Source organism: Schauerella aestuarii, assembly GCF_009866805.1.
In the GTDB taxonomy this organism is placed as follows: Bacteria; Pseudomonadota; Gammaproteobacteria; order Burkholderiales; family Burkholderiaceae_B; genus Schauerella; species Schauerella aestuarii.
Genome location: NZ_SIZW01000039.1, coordinates 220,072 through 242,447, shown reverse-complemented (window position 1 = coordinate 242,447; position 22,376 = coordinate 220,072). Strand labels below are relative to the sequence as shown.

14 protein-coding genes are annotated in these 22,376 nt (G+C 64.6%); 11 read left to right on the top strand and 3 right to left on the bottom strand.

The annotated features are described in order from the left end of the window. The 3 genes from EYW45_RS04165 (at position 1) to EYW45_RS04155 (ending at position 5,221) form a co-directional block, all read left to right on the top strand. Complete coding sequence (locus EYW45_RS04165; protein ID WP_161134109.1) at positions 1 to 1,611, top strand: carboxyl transferase domain-containing protein; 1,611 nt, start codon at positions 1 to 3, stop codon at positions 1,609 to 1,611. 28 nt (positions 1,612 to 1,639) lie between these two features. After that, positions 1,640 to 3,763 (top strand): acetyl/propionyl/methylcrotonyl-CoA carboxylase subunit alpha, encoded by a 2,124-nt coding sequence (locus EYW45_RS04160; RefSeq protein ID WP_161134108.1) that lies wholly within the window; start codon positions 1,640 to 1,642, stop codon positions 3,761 to 3,763. A 210-nt stretch (positions 3,764 to 3,973) separates the two neighbouring features. Continuing rightward, on the top strand, positions 3,974 to 5,221 hold the full coding sequence (locus tag EYW45_RS04155) for an MFS transporter (RefSeq protein ID WP_161134107.1): 1,248 nt from the start codon (positions 3,974 to 3,976) through the stop codon (positions 5,219 to 5,221). Positions 5,222 to 5,394: 173 nt separating this feature from the next. On the opposite strand, the gene EYW45_RS04150 is transcribed toward EYW45_RS04155, so the two are convergent. Next, complete coding sequence (locus tag EYW45_RS04150) at positions 5,395 to 6,588, bottom strand: acetylornithine transaminase (RefSeq protein ID WP_161134106.1); 1,194 nt, start codon at positions 6,586 to 6,588, stop codon at positions 5,395 to 5,397. 232 nt (positions 6,589 to 6,820) lie between these two features. On the opposite strand from EYW45_RS04150, the gene EYW45_RS04145 reads away from it, so the two are divergent. Then, positions 6,821 to 7,774 (top strand): Bug family tripartite tricarboxylate transporter substrate binding protein, encoded by a 954-nt coding sequence (locus EYW45_RS04145; RefSeq protein ID WP_161134105.1) that lies wholly within the window; start codon positions 6,821 to 6,823, stop codon positions 7,772 to 7,774. A 132-nt stretch (positions 7,775 to 7,906) separates the two neighbouring features. Here the strand turns inward: EYW45_RS04145 and EYW45_RS04140 are convergent, their stop codons facing one another. Further along, a complete protein-coding gene (locus EYW45_RS04140; RefSeq protein ID WP_161134586.1) occupies positions 7,907 to 9,037 on the bottom strand; it encodes a DSD1 family PLP-dependent enzyme in 1,131 nt (376 codons plus the stop codon). A gap of 226 nt (positions 9,038 to 9,263) precedes the next feature. Between EYW45_RS04140 and EYW45_RS04135 the strand changes: the two genes are divergently transcribed. The 4 genes from EYW45_RS04135 (at position 9,264) to gluQRS (ending at position 14,089) form a co-directional block, all read left to right on the top strand. Beyond that, positions 9,264 to 10,226, top strand: coding sequence for a TAXI family TRAP transporter solute-binding subunit (locus EYW45_RS04135; RefSeq protein ID WP_161134104.1), 963 nt, complete (start codon positions 9,264 to 9,266; stop codon positions 10,224 to 10,226). A gap of 84 nt (positions 10,227 to 10,310) precedes the next feature. After that, on the top strand, positions 10,311 to 12,341 hold the full coding sequence (locus EYW45_RS04130) for a TRAP transporter permease (protein WP_161134103.1): 2,031 nt from the start codon (positions 10,311 to 10,313) through the stop codon (positions 12,339 to 12,341). Between the two features lie 245 nt (positions 12,342 to 12,586). Continuing rightward, positions 12,587 to 13,045 carry a DUF494 family protein gene (locus tag EYW45_RS04125; RefSeq protein WP_161134102.1) on the top strand — a complete coding sequence of 153 codons (459 nt, stop codon included), beginning with the start codon at positions 12,587 to 12,589 and terminating at the stop codon, positions 13,043 to 13,045. A 9-nt stretch (positions 13,046 to 13,054) separates the two neighbouring features. Further along, positions 13,055 to 14,089 (top strand): tRNA glutamyl-Q(34) synthetase GluQRS, encoded by a 1,035-nt coding sequence (gene gluQRS / locus EYW45_RS04120; RefSeq protein ID WP_328703591.1) that lies wholly within the window; start codon positions 13,055 to 13,057, stop codon positions 14,087 to 14,089. Positions 14,090 to 14,148: 59 nt separating this feature from the next. Here the strand turns inward: gluQRS and EYW45_RS04115 are convergent, their stop codons facing one another. After that, complete coding sequence (locus EYW45_RS04115; protein WP_161134101.1) at positions 14,149 to 16,800, bottom strand: GDYXXLXY domain-containing protein; 2,652 nt, start codon at positions 16,798 to 16,800, stop codon at positions 14,149 to 14,151. Between the two features lie 61 nt (positions 16,801 to 16,861). Between EYW45_RS04115 and EYW45_RS04110 the strand changes: the two genes are divergently transcribed. From EYW45_RS04110 to EYW45_RS04100, 3 genes are all read left to right on the top strand, one after another. Next, complete coding sequence (locus EYW45_RS04110) at positions 16,862 to 19,519, top strand: DNA topoisomerase III (RefSeq protein WP_161134100.1); 2,658 nt, start codon at positions 16,862 to 16,864, stop codon at positions 19,517 to 19,519. A 195-nt stretch (positions 19,520 to 19,714) separates the two neighbouring features. Next, positions 19,715 to 20,500, top strand: a complete 786-nt coding sequence (locus EYW45_RS04105; protein WP_161134099.1) for an SDR family oxidoreductase — start codon at positions 19,715 to 19,717, stop codon at positions 20,498 to 20,500. 193 nt (positions 20,501 to 20,693) lie between these two features. Beyond that, entirely contained in the window at positions 20,694 to 22,127 is a 1,434-nt protein-coding gene (locus tag EYW45_RS04100; protein WP_161134098.1) for an aldehyde dehydrogenase family protein, read from the top strand. Positions 22,128 to 22,376 lie beyond the last annotated feature (249 nt).

Sequence of the window (22,376 nt, the reverse complement as noted above, 5' to 3'; positions counted from 1 at the left end):
ATGCCCATTATCGAGACCCGCATCAACGCGCGTTCGCAAGGCTTCGCCGATAACGCGCAAGCCATGCAAGCGCAGCTTGACGACCTGGCGCAGCACATCGGGCGTACAGCGCTTGGCGGTGGCCAGGCAGCACGCGACAAGCATCTCGCACGCGGCAAGCTGTTGCCGCGCGACCGCGTCGAGCAACTGCTCGATCCGGGCACGCCCTTTCTCGAGTTCTCGCCGCTTGCCGCGCAAGACATGTACGAGGGCGCAGCACCGGGCGCGGGTCTCATTACGGGCATCGGCCGGGTGGCCGGCGTCGAATGCGTGATCGTCTGCAACGACGCCACGGTCAAAGGCGGCACGTACTATCCGCTCACCGTCAAAAAGCACCTGCGGGCGCAGGAAATCGCGCTCGAAAACCGGCTGCCGTGCATTTATCTGGTCGACTCGGGCGGCGCCAACCTGCCGCAGCAGGATGAGGTGTTTCCGGATCGCGATCACTTCGGTCGCATCTTCTACAACCAGGCAGTGATGTCTTCGCAAGGCATCGCGCAGATTGCGGTGGTGATGGGATCCTGCACCGCAGGCGGCGCATATGTGCCGGCCATGAGCGATGAGTCGATCATCGTGCGCAACCAGGGCACCATCTTTCTGGGCGGCCCGCCGCTCGTCAAGGCCGCCACTGGTGAGGAAGTCACGGCCGAGGATCTGGGCGGCGGCGACGTGCACACGCGCCTCTCCGGCGTGGTGGATCATCTGGCCGCCAACGACACGCATGCACTGCGGCTGGCACGACAATCGGTCGCCCGCTTGAATCGCAGCAAACCCGATCACGGCATGGCCTGCGTCGCACCGCGCGAGCCCCTTTACGATCCTGCCGAGCTCAATGGCATCATCCCGGCCGATACCCGCAAGCCTTACGACGTGCGCGAAGTGATTGCACGCATCGTGGACGGCTCGGATTTCGACGAGTTCAAGGCCCGCTTCGGCACCACGCTCGTCACGGGCTTTGCGCATATCCACGGCATGCCGGTGGGCATCGTGGCCAATAACGGCATCCTGTTTTCCGAATCGGCACAGAAGGGCGCTCACTTCATCGAGTTGTGTGCGCAGCGCAAGATACCGCTAGTGTTCCTGCAGAACATCACCGGCTTCATGGTGGGCCGCAAATACGAAAACGAGGGCATCGCGCGCCACGGCGCCAAGATGGTCACGGCGGTCGCCACGGCGGCCGTTCCGAAGTTCACGATCATCATCGGCGGTTCGTTCGGCGCCGGTAACTACGGCATGTGCGGCCGGGCGTACTCGCCGCGCATGTTGTTCATGTGGCCCAATGCCCGCATTTCGGTGATGGGCGGCGAACAAGCGGCCAGCGTGCTCGCCACCGTGCGCCGCGACGGTCTCGAAGCCCGCGGGCAGACGTGGTCCGACGCAGACGAACAGGCGTTCAAAACGCCAATCCGCGAACAATACGAACGCGAGGGGCATCCCTACTACGCGACCGCTCGGCTGTGGGACGACGGCATCATCGCGCCGGCCGATACCCGCCGCGTGCTGGCCCTGGGATTGTCCGCCGCCCTGAACGCGCCTATTGGCGATACACGCTTCGGCGTGTTCCGCATGTGATCGGGCAACCGGTTCGAGAGGAGACACTGTGTTTTCGACCATATTGATTGCCAACCGCGGCGAAATCGCCTGCCGCGTCGCCGCCACCGCGCGTCGCATGGGACTGCGCACCGTCGCCGTCTATTCGGATGCGGATGCCGATTCGCGCCATGTCGCAGCGTGCGACACCGCGATTCACATTGGCGGCTCCGAACCCCGTCAAAGCTATCTGCGCGGCGATGTCGTGCTGGCGGCTGCGCTCGCAGCGGGTGCCGACGCCATCCATCCCGGGTATGGATTTCTGTCGGAGAACGAAGCCTTCGCCCAAAGCGTGGCAGATGCGGGCTTGATCTTCGTCGGGCCGCCCCCCTCTGCCATCGCCGCCATGGGCAGCAAATCGGCGGCCAAATCGCTGATGGAAAAAGCGGGTGTGCCTTTGGTGCCGGGCTATCACGGCGACGACCAGGATCCCGCACTGTTGCATCGTGAGGCCGATCGCATCGGATATCCCGTACTCATCAAAGCCAGCGCGGGCGGCGGCGGCAAAGGCATGCGGGTGGTGGAAAACACGGCTGCATTCGCCGATGCGCTCACGTCGTGCAAACGCGAGGCGCAGGCCAGCTTCGGCGACGACCGCGTACTGATCGAACGCTATCTGCAAAAGCCGCGTCACATCGAAATCCAGGTATTTGCCGACACGCACGGCAACTGCGTGCACTTGTTCGAACGCGATTGCTCGGTACAGCGGCGCCACCAGAAGGTGATCGAAGAGGCGCCCGCGCCCGGCATGACGGATGAGCGCCGCAAGGCCATGGGCGATGCCGCCGTGGCCGCTGCGCGCGCCGTCAACTACGTGGGCGCCGGGACGGTGGAGTTCATCGTCGAGCCCGATGGCCGGTTCTACTTCATGGAAATGAATACGCGGCTGCAGGTCGAGCATCCGGTCACCGAGTTCATCACCGGTACCGACCTGGTCGAGTGGCAACTGCGAGTGGCCGCAGGCGAACCCTTGCCCGCCACCCAGGAGATGCTGCAGATCCACGGCCACGCCATCGAAGCGCGGCTGTACGCCGAGAATCCAGACAACGGGTTTCTACCCTCCATCGGCACCCTGGCGCACCTGGCCCTGCCGCCGCATACCGCCTTTACCCTGGGCGAGCTGCGGGTGGACGGCGGCGTGCGTGCAGGCGACACGATCTCGCCCTTCTACGATCCCATGATCGCCAAGATCATCGTGGCCGGCGCCGACCGTGATCAGGCGCGCCAGCGCATGATTCAGGCGCTCGCCGCCACCCAGGTGGTGGGCGTGCAAACCAACGCTGCATTCTTGCTGCGCCTCATGCGCGACGAAGCCTTTGCCGCTGCCGATCTCGACACGGGCTTGATCGAACGCCGCCGCGCCACGTTGCTGCCCGAAGCGGGCACGGTGGCCACCAGCCAGGACGATCTGCTGCTGGCCGCGATCAGCCAGATCGCGGCGCCCTTGCGCGACGGCGCGGCCGCTGCACCCACAGGCACGGCCGTGCACGCGGGCGGCCATGCCGCCACGGGCGCCGCCTCGACGACGCCCCAGCGCGGTGCCTGGGCCGATCCCTGGGGTGCCAGCGACGGCTGGCGCGGTCAATCGGCGTATCGCCGCAGCTTTACGTTCGTGGACCGCGATCACCCCACCACCGTTATCGCCACCCGTCATCATGGGCAGTGGCGCATCGGCGCGGACAATGTGACGGACGGCGCCGCAGTTGCGGTGACGTTCACCACCGAAGCCGCAGCCGACGCGGCCGATCCGCGCAGCATGACGGTACACGCGCATTTGCCGGATCGGCGAGTACGCGGCACCGTGATCTGGCAAGGCGAGCGCGTGGTGGTGTTTCGTGAGGGCAACACAACGGCGCTTACGTGGCGCGATCCGCTTGCGCATGCCGACGACGACGCGGGCGACCATGCCGGCAGCCTTACGGCGCCCATGCCCGGCAAGATCATTGCGGTCCACGTGAATGCAGGCGACACCGTCGAGCGCGGGCAGGCACTGCTGGTGATGGAAGCCATGAAGATGGAGCACACGATCACCGCGCCCGAAGCGGGCCAGGTGGGTGAGGTGTTCTTCAGCATCGGCGACCAGGTCACCGATGGCGCCGTGCTGCTGGCGATCGAGGCCAAAGCGGCCGCATAACAGCGCGGTCGTTGCTGCGGTAGCGCCGTTGGGCTGCCGCAGCAACCGTGGCAGCCACCGTACCTGCAGCAAAGGTGGCAGTAACCGTGGCAGCCACTGCAGCAGCCGCAGCAGCCGCAGCAACCATAGCTGCCGCAGCAGGTGTCGGGGCCGCGCCTCTGGTCGCCCGACTTCAAGCAGTCGTAAGCCCGCCCCAGGTACGATCCGCCGATGCCTCCTTCCGCTCCCACTCTGTTTGCTGCGCACCCGGCGTTTGCGCGCTTTCTCGTTGCGCGCTTCGCCTCATCGCTGGCCTTTCAAATCGTGTCGGTGGCCGTCGGCTGGCAGGTCTATGACATGACCGGGAGCGCGTTCGATCTGGGCATGATCGGGCTGGCGCAGTTTGCACCGATGGTGATCCTCACCTTGGTGGTCGGCCATGCGGCCGACAAATTCGATCGGCGCAAGATCGTGGCCTGCTGCCTGGCGCTCGAAGCCATCGCCACCACCGTGCTGGCCGTGGCGTCGCTTACCGGGCATGCCGACAAGCTGCTGGTGTACGCCACCATCATCGCCCTGAGCGCCGCGCGCGCCTTCGAGGCGCCCACGCTTTCCACCCTCATTCCGGCTGTCGTGGCGCGCGAGTGGATTCCGCGCGCCACGGCATTCGCGGCATCGAGCAATCAGGTTGCGCAGATTGCCGGGCCTGCTCTGGGCGGGATCGGCTATGGTTTTGGCGCAGGCGGCATCTACCTGGCCGCTGCGGCCATGCACCTGACGGCATTGGCGGCGATCGTGTCGCTGCCCATCCAGCGCGCGCCGGCCAAGCGCGCTGCCACGACCTGGCGCACCATCTTTGCCGGCCTGTCGTTCATCGCGCGCCGCCGCATCCTGCTGGGCACACTCTCGCTGGATCTATTCGCCGTGCTGCTGGGCGGTGCCACGGCATTGCTCCCCGTGTTTGCCAAGGATATTCTGCATGCCGGCCCCTGGGCGCTGGGCTTTTTACGCGCGGCACCGGCGTGTGGCGCGGTGCTGATGTCGTTGGCCTTGGCGCGCAGCGGCGGGCTGGAAGGCAATATCGGCCACAAACTGTTTGCCGCGCTGGGGATGTTCGGCCTGGCGACGGTGGTGTTCGGCCTGTCCACCTCGATTCCGATCTCGGTGGCGGCCCTGGTGGTACTGGGCGCCGCCGATGCCATCAGCGTCGTGGTGCGCTCGTCGCTGGTGCAACTCAATACGCCTGACGAGATGCTTGGGCGGGTGAGCGCCGTCAACACCCTCTTCATCGGCACGTCCAATCAATTGGGCGAGTTCGAATCGGGCGTGGTGGCGGCCCTCGTCGGCGCCGCACCGGCCGTCGTGATTGGCGGACTGGGCACGATTGCCGTCGCAGGGATATGGATGTGGCTGTTTCCGGAGTTGCGCAACCTCAAGTCGCTGCACCCCGACGAAGAGCCGGTCGCGCGGCCGGCCTGACGCTGGCGTTGTCGGAAGTGCCAACCTGACGTCTGCAATGTCGGCGCTGCCAGCGTCCAACATGGAACGTCGAGCGACACCGACCCTGCCGCCGAGGTGGCTATGCGCTTCCGATCGCCTCACGTCGTCGTTTGGCGACATGACGAAATGAGGCGATCTCGGTCGCGCGGCGATCAACCCTTGCGAACCGCCGTAATCAGCTCGTCGAGCTGCTTGAGCATCGTGGCCACTTCCTGCTCGGTCACGTTCAGGGCCGGCATGAAGCGCAGCAGATTGGGACGCGGCGCATTCAGCAGCAGACCTTCGGGTGCACGGGTGCGCGCCGCCTCCACGATGGCAGGACCGTCGTCGCGATCAAGGATCAACGCACGCAAGAGACCATGCCCGCGTTCGCCACCCATGCCATGCTTGCCGGAAATCGTCATCAGGCCCTTCTGCAACTGCTGGGCACGTGCCTTGACGCCGTCCAGGAAGCCCGGGGCCGCCAACGCATCGAACACCGCCACGCCCACCGCCGTCGACAACGGATTGCCGTTGTACGTGCCGCCCTGGTCGCCATGCGAAAACACGCACACGTCCTGGCGCGCCAGGAGCGCGGCCAGCGGCACACCGCCGCCGATGCCTTTGCCCAGCGTCATGATGTCCGGCACCACGTCCGACAATTGATACGCGAACATCGTGCCGCAACGGCCCATGCCGGTTTGCACTTCGTCCACGATCAACAGCAGATTGTGCGTGTCGGCCAGACGGCGCAGGCCTTGCATGAATGCCTTGGTGGCGGGGATCACGCCCCCCTCGCCCTGTACCGGTTCGAGCATGATGGCGACCGTCTGGTCGTCGATCAACGCCTCGACGGAGGCCAGGTCGTTCAGATCGGCCTTCGGGAATCCGTCCACCTGCGGGGCGAACATCGTGCCCCAGCCCGGTTTGCCCGACGCCGACATGGTGGCGAGCGTACGGCCGTGGAAGCCGTGGTCCATCGTGATGATCTTGTAGGCGCCGTTGCGCTTGACGCGGCCCCATTTGCGGGCGAGCTTGATCGCGCCTTCATTGGCTTCGGCGCCGCTGTTGGCGAAGAACACGCGATCGAAACACGACGCCTGCGTGAGACGCAGCGACAGCGCGATCGACGGCTCGTTGTAGAACGCCGGCGACGGATTCATGAGCTTATCGGCTTGCGCGACGAGGGCCTGCTTCATCTCGGGCGCGCTATGGCCCAGGCAGTTCACGGCCCAGCCCTGAATGAAATCCAGATATCGCTTGCCGCTGTTGTCTTCCAGCCAGGAGCCCTGGCCCTTGACGAAAACGAGGTCGGGACGCGAGGTGATGTCCATCAAAGACGAGACATCGTATTCATTCAAGGCCATGTGCAGTTCCTGAAACGGCAAGAGTAAGACCACCGATGTGGCGTAACCACACAATTTAGCATCGCAGGGGGATGGTATTGTGACGCCCGTCGTCAAAAATGCTCGCGGCATGCCCACAAGGTGCGTCAGACGAGTCGACAGGGGCCTGACTCGCGGCCCCTGCAATGCCGTCTTCGCCCCTTGTACCGATTTCCGCCGGCATCGCCCGCGCTTATATTTTCGAGACCTTGCAATGAAACGTCTTCTTCTCGGCCTGTGCCTGGCCGTGGCCAGCACTGCTGCACTCGCAGCGTATCCCGACCGCCCCATCCGCCTGATCGTGCCGTTCCCGCCGGGACAGGCGACCGATATCTTCGCGCGCGCCATGGCCGAGCGCCTGGGTCCGATCATCAAGCAGCCGATCATCATCGAAAACAAGGCCGGCGCCGGCAGCAATATCGGCCTGGAACAGGCCGCGCGCGCCGATGCCGACGGCTACACCTTCGTGATGCCCGCCAGCGCCGCAGCCGTCAACCGCACGCTGTACACGTCGCTGCGCTACGACCTGAAGACGGACTTCACGCCGGTGGCCAGCGTGTTTTCGGTGCCGCTCGTGTTTCTCGCCAATCCCCAGTCGGGCATCAATTCGATCGCCGATCTGGTCAAGGACGCGCGCGCGCATCCCGACGAACTGGCGTACGCCAGCGCCGGCGTGGGCGGCACGCAGCATCTGTCGGCCGAGATGTTCAAGGCGGCCGCGCAAATTCAGATCCGCCACATTCCCTATCGCGGCAGCGGCCCGGCACAAGCGGATTTCCTGGGTCACCAGGTGCCTTTGATGGTGGATTCGGTGACGGCGGCGATGACCAGCTTGCAGTCCAAACGCGCCATCGCTCTCGCGGTGACGTCGGCGCAGCGCATTTCGCAATTGCCCGACGTGCCCACCGTGGCGGAGTCCGGCTATCCCGGCTTCGAGGCGATCGGCTGGGCCGTGGTGCTCGCGCCGGCCGGCACGCCGCCCGAAGCGGTGACGTATATGAACGAGGCCATCGGCCGCGTGCTTCAGCAACCGGACATGGCGCAGTTCCTGCGGGATCGCGGCGCCGAGCCGATGATCAAGACGCCGGCCGAAACCGGCGCGTATATCGACAGCGAAATCGTCAAATGGGGCGATGCCGTCAAGCGTTCCGGCGCGCAGCTCGACTGATGCAGATCATCGAGGCGGCGGCCGCAGCGCCGCTCGCCTTTCAATTGCTGGCCTTGCTGGATGACTGATCCCGTTCGTTGCTGACCCTGCCAGCCGCTCGCCACGGCGTCGGCGAGCCTCAATCGGGCGCAACTAGCGGCTCAATCCCCGAGCCGCGATCGCCCACAAGCCTTCGACCCGACCGCCGCGCACGGCCACGACCGTATCGTGCAGATTGAAGGCCGGGTCCACGTGGGGCACCACGAGCGCCAGCTTGTCGCCCAACGCGGGCGCGGCACCCGACTCGACCGCCACCACGGCATGTTCATCGTTGACCTGCGCCACGCGCAAGCCCGCGCGGCCCAGCACGCGGGGCAGGCCCGACTCGATCGTCATCGATTTCAGTCCGGCATCCAGCACCGCGCGGCCCGGCGTGGCCACGCTCATTACCGTGCTCAACAGCGTGAGGCTCACGTCGAACGCCAGTACCTCGTCCCACGCGTTGCTGCCGTAATCCACATCCATGAAGGCGTAGCTGCCGGCCTGCAGTTCGGTATAGAGGCCATTGCCCGCATCGAATTGCGCCGAGCCCGTGCCGGCGCCGCTGATGTCGGCGCACGCGAGCCCGCGTTCGTTCAAATGCGCGACCACCGCCTGGATACGCGCGGCGACCTCCCTGCAAATGGCCGCGCGTGCCGCCGGCTCGCGTACGTGCTGTACCGACCCGTGATAAGCCTGCAAGCCGCGAAACCGCAGGCCCGGCGTGGTGGCGGCATACTGCGCCAGGGTCCATGCGCCCGCCGCATCGGGTACGCCGCAACGCCCCTGCCCCACATCGATCTCGACCAGGATATCGATGGTGGTACCGGCATGCTGCATGGCCGCTGCGATATCGGCAAGATTGCCCGCATCGTCCACGCAAACGGCCATGCGGGCTTGCGACGCGAGCCGGGCCAGCAACGCCAACTTCGGCGCGCCCACCACCTGGTTGCTGATCAGAATATCTTCCACGCCAGCTTGCACGAACGGCACGGCTTCAGTCACTTTCTGACAGCAGATGCCCACTGCCCCCAGCGCGATCTGCCGCAAGGCCACCTCGGGACATTTGTGCGCCTTGGCGTGCGCGCGCAAGCCCACCCCGTGCTTTGTGGCCCACGCCTGCATGCGTGCCAGATTGGCGTCGAAAACATCCAGGTCCAGCACCAGCGACGGCGTGTCGATGTCCGAGGCCGCATCGCCCACGCGCGCGGGGGGCGGCACCTCGATGTCGATAAACGCATGCATGGCGGCATCATCGGTAACGTCGAAAGTCATGAATCCGTTTCTCCTAGTTGGGGCAAACCATGATGCCGTAAGCGTTGGCTTGAGATACATCGCGTGCCAAACTGACACAGGCAAGCCATTATCACACCGCATCACAGACGGTTCATGGCTTGCGCTGCATCGTGCGCCTGTCTGAGGGGACAGGTGCTCACGTCACGTCATCAAGCAGTCCTTTGGAGAAGCCGTCATGTCGTTGAATACCTGGGTCAAAACACTGTCGCTTGCCGCCATGCTCGCCACCGCGGCCACCGGCGCGCAGGCACAACAGTTCTTCCGCATCGGCACGGGCGGCACGGCCGGCACGTACTACCCGGTGGGCGGCATGATCGCCAACTCGGTCTCGGTGCCGGGCAAACTCATCGCCACAGCCGTCGCATCCAATGGCTCGGTGGCCAACATCAACGGCATCCAGGGCGGTTCGCTCGAAGCCGGCTTCACGCAGTCCGATGTGGCCTATTGGGCCTTCACCGGCACCGGCACCTTCGAAGGCCGGCCAAAGGCGGAAGGGCTACGCCTGATTTCCACCCTATATCCCGAAAGTATTCATCTGGTGACGCGCAAAGGCGCGGGCATCAAATCGGTGGCCGACCTGAAAGGCAAACGCGTGTCGATGGACGAACCCGGATCGGGCACGCTCGTCGACGTACGGTTGATCCTGGGCGCGTACGGCATTACCGAAAAGGACATCAAAGCGGAATACCTCAAGCCCAACCAGGCGGGCGACAAGCTCAAGGACGGCGGGCTGGATGCGTTCTTCTTCGTGGGCGGCGCGCCGGCCGGGGCCATCGCCGAGCTCGCATCGAGCGGCGGCGGCATCGAACTCGTACCGTTGGTCGGCCCCGAGATCGACGGCCTGCGCCAGAAGCAGGAGTTCTTCACGCCCGACACGATTGCGGCGAATACGTATCAGGGCGTGGGCGAGACGAAGACCATCTCGGTCAATGCGCAGATGGTGACGTCGGCCAAGATCCCGACGGACGTGATCTACGAAATGACCAAAACGCTCTACAACGATGCGACGCGCAAAACGCTCGATAGCGGTCACGCCAAAGGCAAGATGATCACGCGCGAAAACGCCGTCAAAGGTGCCGGCATTCCGTTTCATCCCGGCGCCGAGAAGTACTACAAGGAAGTCGGCCTGTTGAAGTAAGGCAGGCGCCACGCGGCTTTTCCTTTACCGGCGGTCTCGTGCATATCGAGGCCGCCGCGATGCGTTCTTGCGATGGTGCTTCTCATGCAAATCGATCTAGAAAAATCCCAGCAACTCGCCGAAAAATTCGATCCCGAGATCCGCTTTCGTCCATTGCATCGATCGGCCGCCATGCTGGTTTCGTTCCTGCTGGTGATGTTGTCAATCTTCCACTACTACACGGCGGGCTTCGGCTTGCTGCGTGAAGCCACTCACCGAGGCGTTCACCTTGCCTTCGTCCTGAGTCTGATTTTCCTGGTGTTCGGATTCAGCAAGGCCCATTACGAACGCGAGCCGCGCAACACATGGTGGACACCCGGCGGCGTGCCGCTCTACGACTGGGCCATCGCCATCGCGCTCGCGCTGACGGTCCTCTACATCCCCTATATCTTCGATGACCTCGCCTTTCGCGTCGGCAATCCCGATACGCTGGACGTGGTCATGGGTACGATCCTGATCATCGGGCTGCTCGAAGCCACCCGCCGCGCGATGGGCTGGCCGCTCACTATCATCGCATTGGTGTTCATGGCCTACGCCATGTTCGGGCAGTTCTTCCCCGGCTTGTTCCAGCATGCGGGCAACACGTGGTCGCAGTTGGTCAACCACCTGTATCTCACAAGTCAGGGCGTCTATGGCATCGCCGTGGGCGTGGTGGCCACCTACGTGTTCCACTTCGTGCTGTTCGGCGTGCTCGCCACGCGCATCGGGCTCGGTCAGCTCTTTCTGGATGTGGCCTCCACCGTTGCCGGGCGGTATGCCGGCGGGCCGGCCAAAGTGTCGGTATTCGGCTCGGCGATGTTCGGCATGCTGTCGGGATCGTCGGTGGCCAACGCCGTCACGGTGGGTTCACTCACCATTCCCGCCATGATCCGCACCGGCTATCCGCGTCACTTCGCCGCGGCGGTCGAAGCGGCCTCGAGCACCGGCGGGCAGATCACGCCGCCCATCATGGGCGCGGCTGCGTTCCTGATGATCGAGTTCCTGGGCATCCCCTACCAACAAATCGCCATCGCCGCGATCTGCCCGGCCGCGCTGTACTTCTTCGGCATGTTCATGCAGGTGCACTTCGAAGCCAAGCGCCAGGGCCTGCGCGGCATGACGGCCGAAGAAATGCCGCACCTGGTGCAGTCGTTCAAGCAACGCTGGCCCACCCTGATTCCGCTCATCATGCTGGTGGGCGTGCTCGCCAGCGGCCGCACGCCTTATCTCGCCGCTTTCGCCGGCATCACCGGCTGCATCGTCGTGGGGATGCTCAACCCGGCGCAGCGGCTGAAGTGGCGCGATCTCTACGACGCCTTCGAAACCGGCGCCAAGTACGCGCTGGCCGTGGGCGCGGCCGCCGGTTGTGTGGGCATCGTGATCGGTGTGGTCACGCTTACAGGCGTGGGCTTCAAGATCTCCAGCATCGTGATCAGCGCGTCGCAAGCGCTGGCCTTGGGATTTCAAGCCATCACGCCCGACTTCCTGGCCGCCCTCACGGATACGCAGTCGATCACGCTGTTGATGGCCCTCATCATGACGGGCTTCGTGTGCGTGTTGATGGGCTGCGGCATTCCGACCACGGCCAACTACATCATCATGGTCACCGTGGCCGCGCCCACACTGGTGCAGTTGGGGGTGCAGCCGATCGCCGCACACTTCTTCGTGTTCTATTTCGGGTTGCTGGCCGATATCACGCCGCCGGTGGCCCTTGCGGCGTATGCCGCGGCAGGCCTGGCGGGCAGCGATCCCATGGCCACCGCCAACACCGCCTTCAGGCTGGGCATCACCAAACTCATCGTGCCGTTCGTATTCGTGTTTTCGCCCGCACTGTTGATCTCGGTGCAAGGCTTTACGTGGCCCGACTTTTTCGTGACCTTCATCGGCTGCGCAATCGGACTCGTGCTGCTATCGGGCGCGCTCTCGAAGTACCTGCTGACCGCCATGACGACATGGGAACGGGTGCTGTGCGTGGTCGGCGCATTGCTCATCATCAAGCCGGGCATCACCAGCGGTGTGATCGGCGTGCTGATCGCCCTGCCCGCCGTCTTCAGCCAAATGGCGCGCATGCGCCGGCAGACGGCGCTGGCGGTATAGGACCGAGGGAGGATGCCACCGCACCCAAGCCCGCTAATTGAACGAAGCCATCGAGGCCGTTTGATTCGCTGGCGCTTCTGCCGCACAATAGGGTCTCAGTTCGTTTAACCGTTAACCTGAATATCGCCACCGTCTGTTTGTTACGCAGTTGCCGCTCGCTTCAGATGAGCGTAACTTGAATTTCGTGTCTGCTGGTTTGCCGATACGCGGGCCAACTGTGCAGGCAGGCTCACTTACTGCGACTTATGTTCGATATCCTGGTTTACCTGTTCGAGAATTACTACACGCCGCAAGCATGTCCCGCGGCAGATGTCCTCGCAAAGCGTCTGGCTGCGGCCGGCTTCGAGCACGAGGACATCGACGATGCCCTGGGCTGGCTCTACGGCCTGGCGGAAACCACTGAGCGCTGCGTCGATCTGGCGCACGTGCCCAGCTCGGGCACCCGCATCTACACCGATAGCGAGTACCAGCAAGTGGGCACCGAAGCCATCGGCTTCGTCGCTTTCCTCGAGTCCGCCGGCATCCTGCCCGCTCCCCTGCGTGAGATCGTGCTTGAACGCGCCTACGCGTCGCCGGAATCGCCGGTGCCGCTGGCCAAGATCAAGATCATCGCGTTGATGGTGCTCTGGAGCCAGGAAGCCGAGATCGACAACCTCGTTCTCGAAGAGCTGCTGGACGACGAGGGCGTGCGCCGCCTGCACTAAGGCGTCGTGGTGTCGCTTATCGTCGGGGGCCCGCCCCCTGCCTACGTCGGCCGATTCGCGCCCAGCCCCAGCGGCCCGCTGCACGCGGGATCGCTGGTGGCGGCCATGGCCAGTTTTCTCGATGCTCGCGCCCATGCGGGCCGGTGGTTGCTGCGCATCGAAGATGTCGACCTCCCTCGCACCGTACCGGGCGCGGATGCGGTCATTCAACGTCAACTGCACAACTTGCACATGCACTGGGATGGCCCGGTGATGCGGCAATCGCAGCGCGATGCGCGCTACGAGGCGGTGATGGCCAAACTCGCCGAACGTGGATTGATCTACGGCTGTGGCTGCACCCGCCGTGAAATCGCCGAGGCCGCGGCCAGGCGCAGCGCCACACCCAAGGTGAACGGCAGCGGCACGGTCGCCGGTAGCGGTAACGGCAACGTTAACGGTAATGCGACCAGCAACGGCAAGGTCAACGTCAACGCCCCTGCAGCCCCCAACACTACCGACAGCACCGAACGGCCCTACACCGGCACCTGCAGTCACGGCCTGGCGCCCGGACGTGCTGCGCGCGCCTGGCGCGTTCGCGTGCCGCCGGGCGTCGACCGGTACAACGACCGTTGGCTCGGCCCGCAATCGCAGGATGTGGCCCATGAAGTGGGCGATTTCGTGATCAAGCGGGCCGACGGACTCTGGGCATACCAGTTTGCCGTGGTGGTGGACGATGCCGATCAGGGCGTGACGGATATCGTACGCGGCGCAGACCTGCTCACGTCCACGTCCCGTCAGCGCGCCCTGCAGCGGCTGCTGGACGTGCCGAACCCGCGGATGATGCATGTGCCGCTGATCGTGGACGCCGCAACCGGGTTCAAGCTCTCCAAACAAAACAACGCGCCGGCGCTGGAGGTGTCCGCACCGGTGGCCACGCTCAATGCCGCCTGGCAGGCCTTGGGCTTCGCCTCGCTGCCCGCGCGCGACGCGGCGGATTTCTGGGTGCGCGCGGTGCCGATATGGTCGGCACGTTTTGTGGCAAAGCGGTCGGCGCCGATGGTCTGACGTCGTCGGCATCGCACCATTTTCAGACTGCATCGTCGGCAAACCATGATCATCTTCGTCTAAAGCGGGTTCAAATCGCCGTCCCGCAGCTTGACCAGCAAGCCGGTGCCTTCGGCGCTGACGCGCAATTCGCCAAAGCGCGCCGCCTCGAAATGCTTGGCCTCGCCCTCTGGGAAGAAGAATGCATTCGTGACGATATAGGTTTGGTCGTTGCGGATGCGATAGCGCAGCAACGTTTCGCCGGTATTCAGTGGGGTACGTGCAGGCTGGATGCGCACCAACTGCGCAATGCCGTCGCGATCGAGTTCCAGCACCAGATACCCATCCAGGGCGGGCCGTTCCCCAGGCGGTGTGCCCGGATTGGCCGACGCTGCCTCGGCGCGCGCCTTGTAGCGCGCGCGCTCGACCTGACGCGCGACGTCAAACCGCAGCGCCATGTAGTCGCCTTGCAGCAACGCCCGCGGATCCACGGGCGCCAACTGGAGCATCACCGTACGGCCCGTGGCCAGGATGGTTTCGTAGCGATAGATGCTGGCGTTGGCCAGCGTCAGGATGACGCCCAGACCGCCCAACACCGCCACGCGCCAGTAGCGGTCGACGATATCGGCAGGCGCGGCTGCCGTGCCGCGCGCCGCCCGCCGTGCTCGCATCCACCGCCACAGCGTGGGCGCGGCGCCCACCAGCCATATGGCGGCCCCCGTCGCAAGCAGCAGATGCGACTTGGCGAGCAGCGGCATGCCCAGATCGTAATAGAACATCCACAGGAAGGTCGCCATCATCGCAGCGCCGAACGCCTGCCATATCGGGCGGCCCCAGGCGAATCCGGCCAGAATCCATGTCACGGCCAGTGCCGCGCCCGGTACGAATGACAACGGCCATGCAAACGCCAGCATGATCGTCGGCAAGGCGATGGCAAGCCGCCGGTCGAACGCACGTCCAGGTTGCGTCACGATCACCAGCGCCATCAGCGTCGGCAATAGCGCAATGGCGTAATACGCGCCCATCATCCATTTGACCCACGCCATGGCGCGATCGCTTTCCAAATAGACAAACCCTTGGCTGTAGTCGCCGAACGCCACCACCACGTGCGCCCCGATCGCCAGGGCCCATGCCACCGGCAGGACTTTTACATAGCCGAATCGCAAGGCGGCGATCAACAACAGCCCGGCACTCACGCCGAGCGCGAGCACGGCCAATATCGGCACGCCGTTGTCAAACACGACGAACACCGTGATGCCTGCGGCCAGCACCAGCCCGCTCACGAATCGCCACACCGGGTCGTCCGCCAGCACGATCAGGACGACCGCCACCACGGTCATGATCAGCCCGGTAGCGACGGGCCCCTGGGTCATGACCAAACCCGTGGTCAATAACGCCTGCCCTGCCACCCCGAATGAAATGGCCGCCTGCCGCATGAAGGCGCCAGGATTGCCTTTCAGCACCAACAGACCCAACAGGGCGGCAATGGCACCCACCGTGATCGACGTTGCCTCGCTGTCCACCAACCCGCTGAATACCAGTACGGCGGCAATCAGCCCCATCGATAACCAGGCACTTACGCCGAGCACGGCCTGCACGATCCCATTGGTGTGAGCGTCGTGGTTTGCCGGTTGGGAGGCCGTGCCAGCATGGATTGCCGACGTAGGCGCCGATCCGTTTTTGCCTGTTTCGAGCGAGGCATTCGTACGCACGGCATCGTCGGCCGATAGCCCGTGGGCGGGCAATGACGATTCCGCAGACGACGCCGCAGCGGACGGCGTTGGCGTCGCTGCCGGCGCAGGCCGTGACACGGGCAGCGCTTTCAACCACCGCGCAATGAGCACCGACTGACCGATCACTATCACGGCCAGCACGAGCAGCATGAGCACTTCGTCCATCCGCGGCCCGAGCAGATCGAACAGAATGCGCAGCGACATGGCCATGGCGCCCAGTGCCAGGAGGGCCAGAATCGAACGATCGAGACGCTGATAACGGTAGTAAGCACCAGCACCCAGGGTGACGAATACCCACAGCGTGATCGAGAATCGGCCTTCGCCGCTATAGAGATGACTGCTGGTGAGCGCGCCGGAGGATGCGCTCACGATGCAAACGGCCGCCACCATCGCGATCATGGCGTGGGTGGCCGGGGTAGGCCGCGCCATTTTGCTGCGCAGCGCGAACTCCCAGCCGGCCACCAGCACCAGATTGACGCCCGCCAGGAAAATCCCCGGCACGCTGGAATCGAGCAGGCTGAGCGGCCCGTTATCGCGCGTGCCCCACCACATGATCGCCGCCACGTTGACGATTGCGCACCACAAAAGCCACACGCCTGGGGCTCGCGCGGCGGCCGCCCAGGGCAGCAGCAGGACGGCCCAGCCGGCGAACAACATCCAGGAATCCGCGCCTGTCTGATACGCTTGTCCGATGACAGCCAGCAAACCCCCGATCGCCACGCCGCCCAAACCGAGCAAAATCGCCGGCACCGCCTGGCGTACGCCAGCCGCCCGCGCGCATCGCGGATAAGCCGCCAGCGCTGCCCCCACCAACAAGAGCAAAACGACTTGCACGCCCCCCAACCGCATGGTTTTCGTCATCTGGGCCCAGTTGGCCGCGATGAAGCAAACCAGGCCGCTTGCGAGCAACACGGCGCCCAGGGTCAGCGCGAATCGCGCCAGAAATGTCACCCAACTGTGTTGTTCCGATCCGCCTTCAATAGCGACTTGGACTTGCATCTCACGAAACTCCGCTCGTATCATCCGCGCTATTGCGGCTGACCGCCGCCACTGGATTCCGATGAATAAAACGCTGATTATTGCCGAGAAGCCCTCGGTCGCTCTCGATATCTCCCGTGCTTTGGGGGGATTCGCGCGCGAAGGCGACTATTTTGAAAGCGAACGTTACGTACTGGCATCGAGTATCGGTCATTTGCTCAGCCTTGTCGCCCCCAATGATCCGGTCAAGGGCAAATGGAGCTTTACCCACCTGCCCGTGATCCCGCCCGAATTCGAGCTTGGCCCTACCGACAAGAAGTCGGCCGAGCGGCTGAAGCTGCTGGTTCGGCTGGCCAAGCGCAAGGATGTGGATGCCATCATCAATGCCTGTGACGCGGGCCGCGAAGGTGAACTGATCTTCCGCTACATCGTGCAATACGCCGCGGTGAAGAAACCGATCCAGCGCCTGTGGCTGCAGTCGATGACGCAGCAGGCCATTCGCGACGCGTTCGACAACCTGCGCGACGACAGCGTGCTCAAGCCGCTCGAAGCCGCCGCCCGGTCGCGCGCCGAAGCCGACTGGCTGGTGGGGATCAACGGCACGCGCGCCATGACGGCGTTCAACAGCAAGGATGGCGGGTTCTTCAAGACGCCGGTGGGCCGCGTGCAAACGCCGACGCTGGCGATCGTGGCCGAGCGTGAAGAACGCATCCGCCGCTTCGTATCGCGCGACTACTGGGAAGTGCGCGGCACCTTCGTCGCCGCCCAAGGTCTGTACGAAGGCCGCTGGATCGACCCCGAACACAAGAAAGACGAGCGCGATCCCGAAAAACGCGAAACCCGCCTGTGGTCGCACGCCGCCGCCTTGAGTGTGGTGGCAGCCTGCCGCGATCAGCCGGGCACCGTCACCGAAGAGTCCAAGCCGTCCACCCAGGCCGCACCGGCGCTCTACGACCTGACGTCGTTGCAGCGCGAGGCCAACGGCCGTTTCGGATTCTCGGCCAAGACCACGCTTTCCCTGGCGCAAACGCTGTACGAGCGCCACAAGGCGCTGACGTATCCACGAACCGATTCGCGCTACCTGCCGGAAGACTATGTGCCCACGGTAGGCGAAACGATGAAAGTGCTGTCCGGCAGCCGCACCGGCCCGGCCGGTGCCTTGGCGCGCCATGCCGCGAAAGTCGTCGAACAAGGCTGGGTCAAACCGAACCGTCGGATTTTCGACAACAAAAAGGTCTCGGATCACTTTGCCATCATCCCCACGCTGCAAGTGCCCGAAAACCTCAGCGAGGCCGAAGCCAAGCTGTATGACCTGGTGCTCAAGCGCTTCCTGGCCGTGTTCTTCCCATCGGCCGAATATCGCATCACGACCCGCATGACGGCGGTGTCGGGGCACCGCTTCCGTACCGACGGCAAAGTGCTGGTCGTGCCGGGCTGGCTGGCCGTGTACGGTAAGGATGCCCAGGACGACGACGCCAATCTGGTCGCCGTGGCCGATGGCGAAACGGTGCGCACGGAGGACGTGGAAGCCGTCGGCCTGGCGACCAAGCCGCCGGCCCGCTTCAACGAAGGCACGTTGCTGTCGGCGATGGAAAGCGCCGGCAAGCTGGTCGAAGACGAAGAGCTGCGCGAAGCGATGTCCGAGCGTGGATTGGGCACGCCGGCCACACGCGCATCCATCATCGAAGGCCTGATCAACGAGACCTACCTGCGCCGCGAAGGGCGCGATCTGGTGCCCACGGCCAAGGCGCGCCAGTTGATGACGTTGCTGTCGGGTCTGGACGTAAAAGAGCTCACCTCGCCCGAACTTACTGGCGGCTGGGAACACAAGCTCAAGCAGATCGAACAGGGCGGGCTGGATCGCGCGGCCTTCATGCGCGAGATCGCGCAGATGACCCAGATCATCGTCAAGCGCGCCAAGGAATACGAACGCGACACGGTGCCCGGCGACTATGCCACCCTGACCACGCCGTGCCCCAAATGCGGTGGCGTCGTGAAGGAGAACTACCGCCGCTACGCCTGCACCAATTGCGACTTCTCGATCGGCAAGCACCCGGGCGGCCGCACGTTCGAACTGCCGGAAGTGGAAGAGCTGCTGGCCAAGCGTGAGATCGGCCCGCTGCAAGGCTTCATCAGCAAGATGGGCCGGCCGTTTGCCGCCATCCTGCGCATCACGGCCGAGGACAAGCTCGAGTTCGACTTCGGTCAGAACGACGAGGACGACAACGAACCGGTCGATTTCTCCGCCCAGACCACGTTGGGGCCCTGCCCCAAGTGCCAATCGCGGGTGTTCGAGCATGGCATGAGCTTCGTGTGCGAGAAGTCGGTCGGCCCTGAAAAAACCTGCGATTTCCGCTCGGGCAAGGTCATCCTGCAGCAGGAAATCTCGCGCGAGCAGATGTCGAAGCTGCTGAACGAAGGCCGGACCGATCTACTGGACGGTTTCGTCTCCAGCCGCACGAACCGCAAGTTCAAGGCGTTCCTGTCACGACAGGAGAACGGCAAGGTCGGCTTCGAGTTCGAACCGCGTCCCGAAAAGCCCGGCCGCAAAACGGCAGGCGCACCGGCCAAGGCCGCCACCAAGACGGCGGCGAAGAAAGCCCCGGCGAAGAAAGCAGCCGTCAAGAAAGCGGCGACCAAAACGCCGGCAGTGAAAAAAGCGGCCGTCAAAAAGGCCGCGGCCAAAAAGGCGCCGGCCAAAAAAGCGGCTGCCAAGAAGGCCACCACCACGGCCGAGTGATTGGCCAAGTCAGCGGTCTGCTCATTGGCGGACCGATCGGCTCGGCGGCATGAGCTGCTGCGCCATCCATCGCGATCCGCGTGCCCTGCATGCCGGATCGCGAGCCGCCCCACCCTCCGGGCGGCGTGCTGCGCTATCCTGTACGGCTAATACGCACGCGCGCATCCCGACGCGCACGGCACAGGAGATCGCAGCATGGCCGGCGGCCCCCCGCACATTCTCGATGGCTTCGCGTTGCAAGGACGCGTGGCGCTCATTACCGGTTCAACCCGCGGTCTGGGACTGTGCATGGCACGCGCGCTCGCGCAGTGCGGGGCACGGGTGCTGATCAACGGCCGCCGCGAGGATGTGGTGCAGGCCACCGTCACGCAGCTGCGTGAAGAAGGCCTCGCAGCCGATCCCCTGGTCTTCGACGTGGCCGACGACGCCGCACGCGATGCCGCGTTCTGCGCTATCGACGCCGATGTCGGCCGCCTGGATATCCTGGTCAACAACGTCGGCGCGCGGCATCGGGCACGCTTGCGCGATATCGATCTGGGCGCCATCCGCGCATTGATCGATACCGACCTCATTGCAGGCATTGCCCTTTCGAAGCTGGCTGCCGAACGCATGCGCAAACACGGCTGGGGCCGCCTGATCGCGGTCACCTCCATCGTGGGCGAACTGGCACGCGACGGCGATGCCGTCTATCCCGCGGCCAAGCAAGGATTGACCGGACTGATGCGGGCGCTCGCCACCGAATACGCCACGTTCGGCATCACCAGCAACGCCATCGCGCCGGGCACGTTCGCCACCGAGGCGAATGCGCAGATGGTGGCCGACCCCGCCATCGGTCCGCAGATCGCCGCCCGCAATCCGTTGCGGCGCTGGGGCGAACCGCACGAGATCGCGGCCGCCGCGGTATTTCTGGCGTCGCCTGCCGCCTCTTACGTCAACGGCCACGTGCTGGTGGTCGACGGCGGCCTGTCGGTGCAGTTCTGATGCCGCATCGCCGTCAGCGCCTGTGGTCTCGTCACAGCCTGCCGCTTGCCGCACGTCGTTCGCACCCGTCGGTCTGCATCTTTTGGTGCACGTTCGCCTGCATCCTTTCGCGCACGTTGGCCTGCCGCTTTTTTTCGTCTGAATCTCTCTTCCTTCCGAACCCCCGCCAGATTTTGAGGAGCGTTGCTTCGTCATGAAAACGCATTTCATCGCCAACCAGTCCGTGTCGCCTGCCAGCGGCGAATCGATTGCCGTCGTCGATCCTTCCGACGGCCAGACGTTCGAGCACATCGCCCGCGGCAGTGCGCAGGATATCGACCGCGCCGTACGCGCCGCCCGGACCGCTTTCGAAGGCGACTGGGGCCGCCTCACCGCCGCCGAGCGCGGCCGCCTGCTCCTGAAGCTGTCGCTGGCCGTGTTGGATAACGTGGACGAGCTCACCGCGCTCGAATCGCGCGATTGCGGCAAGCCCACCCGCCAGGCGCGCGCCGACGTGATCGCCATCGCCCGCTACTTCGAGTTCTACGGCGGCGCCGCCGACAAGCTGCACGGCACCACGATCCCTTATCAGAACGGCTACACCGTGCTCACGATCCGCGAGCCTCACGGCGTGACCGGCCACATCGTGCCCTGGAACTATCCGCTGCAAATTTTCGGCCGCAGCGTGGGCGGCGCGTTGGCGGCGGGCAATGCCTGCGTGGTCAAACCCGCCGAAGACGCCTGCCTTTCGCTCCTGCGCATCGCCGAGATCGCCGCCGAAGTGGGCTTCCCCGCCGGCGCGATCAACATCGTCACCGGTTACGGCCATGAAGCGGGCGACGATCTGGTGCGCCATCGCGGCATCGATCACATCTCGTTCACCGGTTCGCCGCGCGTGGGCGTGCTCGTCACGCAAGCCGCCGCCGAAAACCACACGCCGGTCACGCTCGAGTTGGGCGGCAAGTCGCCGCAGATCGTCTTCGCGGATGCCGACATCGATGCGCTGCTGCCTGTGGCGGTCAACGCCATCATCCAGAACGCCGGTCAGACCTGCTCGGCCGGCAGCCGTTTGCTCATCGAGCGCAGTGCCTACGATCAGGTACTTGAACGCCTGGGCGCCGCGTTCGCCGCCCTGCGCACGGGACCGGCAACGATGGATCTGGATTGCGGTCCGCTGATTCGCCAGACACAGCAGACGCGCGTGGCGGGCTTCCTGGAAGACGCCAAAAAAGCCAACATCGGCACTGTGGCACAAGGCAAGCTGGCCGACGGTTCACCGGCGTCCGGTTTCTATCAGGTGCCGACGCTGCTGCGCGACGTGCCGGTCGATCATCGCCTGGCTCAGGAAGAAGTATTCGGTCCGGTGCTGGCCGCCATGCCCTTCGATGACGAAGCCGATGCCGTACGGATCGCCAACGCCACCGAATACGGCCTGGCAGCAAGCATCTGGACGCGCGACGGCGGCCGCCAACTGCGACTGGCGCGCAAGGTGCGCAGCGGCCAGGTATTCATCAACAACTACGGCGCAGGTGGGGGCATCGAATTGCCGTTCGGCGGCGTGAAAGCCAGCGGCCATGGCCGCGAGAAAGGGTTCGAGGCGTTGTACGGGTTTACGGTGCTGAAGACGATCTCGATCAAGCACGACTGATCGGTGCGAAGGTGGCGCAGCAGACCTGCGACGCCACCGATCGATAACAAAACGGCGACTGTGCATCAGTCGCCGTTTTTACTTATCGCTGCAACGTCGCTGTCTACTTATCGCTGCAGCTTCGCCGTCTACTTATCGCTGCAACGTCGCCGTCTACTTATCGCAGCAACGTCGCCGTCTACTTATCGCTGCAACGTCGCCCTACTTATCGGTGCAACTCGCCGCTACCGGTTACTGCGGCACCGTCAC